The organism is uncultured Clostridium sp., assembly GCF_937920395.1.
GTDB lineage: Bacteria > Bacillota > Clostridia > Clostridiales > Clostridiaceae > Clostridium_AD.
Map to the genome: position 1 here is coordinate 1 of NZ_CALEVF010000234.1, position 5,493 is coordinate 5,493.

The window sequence follows — 5,493 nt, forward strand, 5'->3', positions numbered from 1 at the left end:
TTAACTGGTTTCCAGTGTCCAATATTGGTAATTGACAATAATCAAAATTAAGATAGGGTTAATTAAAATTAAATTATGAGTTGCGAATATTAGATAAGATATTAGTTATAACATTCGTAGTTACTATGACTGATTTATTATCAATGCTTACAACTACATTATACGAGGGGGAAAATTATGTTTAAGAAGAAAAGTATAATAAGTTTAGTTTTAGCTGCTTTGATTTGTATTGTGTTTAGTTTTTGTAGTAATAAAGTTACGGACAATACTATAATTACTACTAAAAAGGAAACAACGACTGCTTCCTATCCACTAAAGATTGTGGATTCATATAATAGAACAGTTACAATTGAAAGTGAACCTAAAAGGATTATTACAATTGCACCCAATATAGCAGAGGGAATATATGCCCTTGGTAAAGACAGAAATTTAGTAGGTAGAAGCGATTATGATAACTATCCTGTGGATGCTCTTAAGGTTGCATCAGTTGGTAGTTTATTACATCCCAATATAGAAAAAATTGTTGGATTAAAACCTGATGTAGTTATTGCATCAACACATTTTGATAAGGATGTTATTAAAAAATTATAAGTTCTTAATATAAAGGTTATTGCCCTTTATGGCGAAGAAAATTTTCTGGTGTATATGATATAATATCAAAACTGGGCCTAGTTGTGAATGCTAGTGAAAAATCACAGTCAATAATTTCAGGTATGAAAAAGTAGCAAGTAAAAACTAGTCACTACGTTGCAGTTTTTACAATGGGGTCATGTACTGTTCCTAAAAAATGTAATCAAATTATATTTACGAAGCAAAACTTCCAAAATATATTTAAATAGTTATCCTCACTGGCTTTCTCCAAGCTGTTGCTTTGTTCCCTTTTTTTAGGTTTCTGTCCAGACCCCTTAGGCGATAACTGAAAGTTACCACCTTAATAAATTCATTTGGACACTTCATTTCAAATGTGTTTCTATATAATAATTGTTACGCTGCTCTATAAATTCATACATTTAACCAGCAACATTTAAATGTTCACCACTATGTCCAATATAAATACAATCATCTTCCTCATTGTAAATAAAATAGATTCGATTATCACTAAATTTTATATGATAACTCATAACCAGTTTTTTACCATCAATACTAACTGTCCTTTGCTTACTATATTTCTTCATAGTCTTATCCGATTCATTTTAAAACTCTATTCCATTGGTCTGTACCTTAAACTCTTCCTCAATACTAGCTTGTGTAACTCCTTGTAATTGCCCTTTTAAAAATGGGTAAATTAACATCTCTAAAACCCTAAATATATTTAGCAATTTTGAAAAACCAGCTTGTTTATAAATATCACTTCTTGAATTTGCAGTTTTGTATGCTCTCTCTGTAAATTTAATATGTTCAAATTCTAATTCTGCCTTTTCAAAAACTTCATTTATTTTCTGTGGTGTTGGATTAAATTGCAAGTATACTTCGAACTTGCTCTTTCCAATAACATTCGTTATTATATTAATATCTTTTTCAGTACTTATAGTATACTTACCATCAGTTATCTCACATTCATTGGTTAATGAAACTATCCGATTATTACCATACTTATAACATAAACTCATTAGCTCAATAAAATAGTAATTATCTATTGATGGCTCTATTTGGTTGGATTCCAACATATCATATCCATCCGTTTCTATAATGCTACAATGTTTTAGCAAACCTAAAGCCATTCCGATTTGTGGGCTGATTGCTAAGTTTTCATACTCAAGATTATCCTTAATGTATATTTTACAATTCTTTGCTTTTGCAAAATCGTAAATTTTCTTTATTTCTTTTAGGTTTTCTAAAATATTATCCAAGTCTGAAATTAAGTTATTTTCATTTAAATAGAAATCCATATTATAATAATTTGAAGCTATCTTCTATAGTGACTTTATCAACAAAATCATCTGACCATGAATCTAAGCTTCCTGTCCCCTCTATTTCTATTTTTTGTATAATTGATTTTAAACCTTGCTTTTCAAAGAAATATAATGATGTTTTATCTTTTAACTTATTTTTCTCCTTAATATCTAAACGTACTCTATTTATTATTTCTAGGCTTTGAGTTTCAATAAGTATATTAACACCATAATCTATAACATAGTAAAATAATTCAACTAGGTTTGTTTTCCATTTTGGATGTAAATGGACTTCAGGATTTTCAATTATAACCAAATCACCCTTTTTAGCAGTTAAAATAATTGCTATAATAGGGATTATCTGATTATTACCAAACCCTATTTGTGATAGCTCAAACTCTATGTTATCTTCTACAGCAACAATTTTTGACCTATTATTTTCAATTTTTAATTTAAATTCTGTATTTTGAATTTTATTTGTCCAAATGTTAAATGCATTTATTAGTGTTGTTTTCCCATCAAATATTATTTTATCTTTGCTCTTTTCAATAATATTGGGTATGTTACAAGAATCAACGCCTCTAATCGCTGGAATATATTTTATGGAATTTTCATTTATATTGCCTAGATAACTATTTATTGTAAGCAACTCTGAAAATCCTTCTTGCATTGTTAAAGGAATAAAACTTGGATATATCCCTTTAAGTAAAATACCTGTTTGCACTAGAACTCGTTCTTCTTTATCACCTAAAATAATTTCATTTAAATTGTATGTTATCGGAGTGTTTCCATCCATATTTATTACAAATTCATAATTTTTTAAAATTCCATCTTTATTTTCAAAATAAATATCTATTTTTTTTAGGATAGCTTCATCTAACATATCAATAAATGCTTTTTCATAATTATAAATAGAATTAAATTCTAACTCAATATTACAAAATTTTAAATTTTTTACATCTAATGAAAATTCATATTTTATACTTTCACTTCTATTCACTTCTTTGTTTAAAGTGCTTTTAAAATCTCTTAATTCAGGAATTTCTTCAAATGGTAGTTTTGAATAACTAAATGATTTATCATTAATTTTTGATAATAATCTAAGACTTTGTGTTAATGAGGACTTACCAGAATTATTAGTTCCCGTCAAAACAGTTAATCCTTCTAAATTAAAAATATATGAATTCTTGTGAACTTTGAAATTTTTTATTGAAAACTTCTTAATCATTACATACCTCCCAAAATTTCTTCGAGACTTTCTTGCCAAATTCGAAATCTTTCATGTGTTTTCCCCTTAGTAGTTGTAGATGCACTTGTGATCGCTTCTTTAAAAATCTGGTTGTTTGTTATTAAAAATAATAATTTATCTTTTATAGCTCTCTTGTTTTTTATTAGTTCTACACTACTCTTGCCTTCAAATGAAAATGTTAGAATTTCAAATAGAGCTATATTTATTTTATCTTTCCCTCTACTTTTTCTCGTTCTTATTATGAATGCATCATCTCCGAAAACATTGTATATACTATTCATTGTGTCAATAAACACTTTTTTAAACTCATCTTCCCGATTTCTATACTGCTCGTAATTTTCCAATGTATCATTTAGAAACTTTTTTAAATTACCAGTGTATTCGCCTACCCCTTTATAATAAAAAGACATGAATCTCAGAACTAATTCTTGATCCTGCATTGAATTTATGCTAACGTGTTTATCTTTTATAACTCTTTTAAATAATTCTTCATTCGCTAATTTTTTAATAAAAGGTATTCCTCTATTTCTATATACACAATTTCTTAACTCTTGTGAATTTAGTTTTACAGCGCCAGTATTAATTCTCTCAAAAATTTCAAATTTAACATCTGGGTGATTCTCTTTCTTTACAACAAAAATAACAATTTGAAAATCTTCAATTTTTCTCTGTATACTCGGTTCTAAGTCCTTGAAATACGTATTTTCTTTACAGAAGGACGTACTTTCTAGTTTGAATTTGTTACTAACAAACTCAGTTATTGTTCTAATTCTTTGCTGACCATCTATTATTTCATATTTATTTTCATTTTCTTCAGATAAATAAATAGCTTGTATGGGAATATCTAAAATTATTGATTCTATCAATCTAGATTTTTTATCAAACTTCCATTTGGCATTTCTCTGAAATGTTGCTCCTAATAAAATATCTCCTCTTTCAACTTTTCGTATTGTTTCAAAAACTGAAAAAGTCACTTGTGCTATATTTATTTTTTGAGGCTTTATTTTTTCATCAACTATCTCACTCATCATTTCACCCCTTTGAATATTCATTTCATCCTACTCACCCAATAGCTTATTATTTTTAATAACTATAAATCAATTTTTAATTCTAATCTCCTAGAACCCAAATTCATTAGCTATAGCAATAATTTCTTCGTAATAGTACCCTCATTAACAGGATGTTCTTCATTCTCTTTTAAAGTTTTTCTAAACAGTTCAAATTTAGTATCTACAAGACCCACAAAATATACTGTCTCAATGTCCTCATGGTTAAAAGCATAATTGTATTCTGGATTAATATTACCTTCTGGATACAAACAACCAACGTAATCATATATCTGATCTTTTTCCTTAACAAATTGTTTAATCCCATATATCATTAATCTTTTTTTTCCTTCTTTTAATAATATAACAGAACCTATTGGTAATAAGTCCATATTTATCACTCCTTAAATTTAAATTTACCGAGTCCATTCACCAATCTTTTGAAATAACATCAATATTAATCCTATAACCAAACAAATTCTACCACTTTTATCAGCATATTTAAACTCTTTAAATAGTAATGTTACAGATTTTACAATACAAAAATCTACAAGTGCTATTGCAGGTATTAAGATCACTATCATTGCTAGAGAAGTAAATATAAACTTACAAATGTAAAATAAGTTAATGATTGGTATTGCATTGTTTCTTACCATATACACAATATCGCTTATAGACATGAAAACACTTATTACAAAAGCAATTACTAAATACGTCTTTAATAACTTGAGCATTTTTTTCATAGGGTCATATTCTCCATTTCTTAATAATTATTATAAAGGGGTGGAATACACAAAAATGATATTTCTTACGCTTAGAAAAACATCACCCTCTATACGTAATAGTTTTGGCACTGAAAATCATGTATAAAGGTACACTATCTCCAACGCTTACATTTAAGTACCAAAAACGAAGGTTTATGGTGCTATAGTCCTTAACGTCGGTTTTATCGATTTTGTTGACTCTAACCCATTATGTATACTAATACCTTTTTTAATCCAATTTGCAACTGTATATGTAATACTCACTGCTTTACCTACTTTTTGTGATTTTGACACATTCTTTACTAAGTGTGACATAGTGGGTATTATTTTATTAAAAGTGCTTGATATTAACACAGTTTTAGAAGATGTATCTGCAATCAGTTTAACACCCTTGCCTACTCCCCCACTAATATTTCAGATCCTGATTTAAGTAAATTAAGATTTCTTTGGTTTTTATAATTACCGCCGGTAATGTCTACTAATTGGAAACCTGAAGATATTATAGAGTTTAGTGAGAAAGCCGCTACTGGTACTGTCGCAGG

At 27.8% G+C, this 5,493-nt stretch carries 8 protein-coding genes; 1 reads left to right on the forward strand and 7 read right to left on the reverse strand.

Annotated elements, in window-relative coordinates:
• Positions 1–177 precede the first annotated feature (177 nt).
• Complete coding sequence (locus Q0649_RS14940) at positions 178–591, forward strand: ABC transporter substrate-binding protein (RefSeq protein WP_298843744.1); 414 nt, start codon at positions 178–180, stop codon at positions 589–591.
• A gap of 419 nt (positions 592–1,010) precedes the next feature.
• Here the strand turns inward: Q0649_RS14940 and Q0649_RS14945 are convergent, their stop codons facing one another.
• The 7 genes from Q0649_RS14945 to Q0649_RS14975 form a co-directional block, all read right to left on the reverse strand.
• On the reverse strand, positions 1,011–1,175 hold the full coding sequence (locus tag Q0649_RS14945) for a hypothetical protein (RefSeq protein WP_298843745.1): 165 nt from the start codon (positions 1,173–1,175) through the stop codon (positions 1,011–1,013).
• An 18-nt stretch (positions 1,176–1,193) separates the two neighbouring features.
• Positions 1,194–1,889 carry a hypothetical protein gene (locus Q0649_RS14950; protein WP_298843747.1) on the reverse strand — a complete coding sequence of 232 codons (696 nt, stop codon included), beginning with the start codon at positions 1,887–1,889 and terminating at the stop codon, positions 1,194–1,196.
• A gap of 1 nt (position 1,890) precedes the next feature.
• Positions 1,891–3,120 (reverse strand): AAA family ATPase, encoded by a 1,230-nt coding sequence (locus Q0649_RS14955; RefSeq protein WP_298843749.1) that lies wholly within the window; start codon positions 3,118–3,120, stop codon positions 1,891–1,893.
• Complete coding sequence (locus tag Q0649_RS14960) at positions 3,120–4,193, reverse strand: DUF262 domain-containing protein (protein ID WP_298843751.1); 1,074 nt, start codon at positions 4,191–4,193, stop codon at positions 3,120–3,122. Before Q0649_RS14960 ends, Q0649_RS14955 begins: the two co-directional genes overlap by 1 nt.
• A gap of 86 nt (positions 4,194–4,279) precedes the next feature.
• Positions 4,280–4,579: a DUF4176 domain-containing protein gene (locus Q0649_RS14965; protein WP_298843753.1), complete on the reverse strand. Its 300-nt coding sequence runs from the start codon at positions 4,577–4,579 to the stop codon at positions 4,280–4,282.
• Between the two features lie 24 nt (positions 4,580–4,603).
• A complete protein-coding gene (locus tag Q0649_RS14970) occupies positions 4,604–4,930 on the reverse strand; it encodes a hypothetical protein (RefSeq protein WP_298843756.1) in 327 nt (108 codons plus the stop codon).
• 174 nt (positions 4,931–5,104) lie between these two features.
• Complete coding sequence (locus Q0649_RS14975; RefSeq protein WP_298843757.1) at positions 5,105–5,266, reverse strand: hypothetical protein; 162 nt, start codon at positions 5,264–5,266, stop codon at positions 5,105–5,107.
• Positions 5,267–5,493 lie beyond the last annotated feature (227 nt).

Coding starts and splice junctions, on each gene's coding strand:
- Q0649_RS14970 (WP_298843756.1), bottom strand. CDS start 4,930: ATGAAAAAAATGCTCAAGTTATTAAAGACGTATTTAGTAATTGCTTTT.
- Q0649_RS14960 (WP_298843751.1), bottom strand. CDS start 4,193: ATGAATATTCAAAGGGGTGAAATGATGAGTGAGATAGTTGATGAAAAA.
- Q0649_RS14945 (WP_298843745.1), bottom strand. CDS start 1,175: ATGAAGAAATATAGTAAGCAAAGGACAGTTAGTATTGATGGTAAAAAA.
- Q0649_RS14965 (WP_298843753.1), bottom strand. CDS start 4,579: ATGGACTTATTACCAATAGGTTCTGTTATATTATTAAAAGAAGGAAAA.
- Q0649_RS14955 (WP_298843749.1), bottom strand. CDS start 3,120: ATGATTAAGAAGTTTTCAATAAAAAATTTCAAAGTTCACAAGAATTCA.
- Q0649_RS14950 (WP_298843747.1), bottom strand. CDS start 1,889: ATGGATTTCTATTTAAATGAAAATAACTTAATTTCAGACTTGGATAAT.
- Q0649_RS14940 (WP_298843744.1), top strand. CDS start 178: ATGTTTAAGAAGAAAAGTATAATAAGTTTAGTTTTAGCTGCTTTGATT.
- Q0649_RS14975 (WP_298843757.1), bottom strand. CDS start 5,266: ATGTCACACTTAGTAAAGAATGTGTCAAAATCACAAAAAGTAGGTAAA.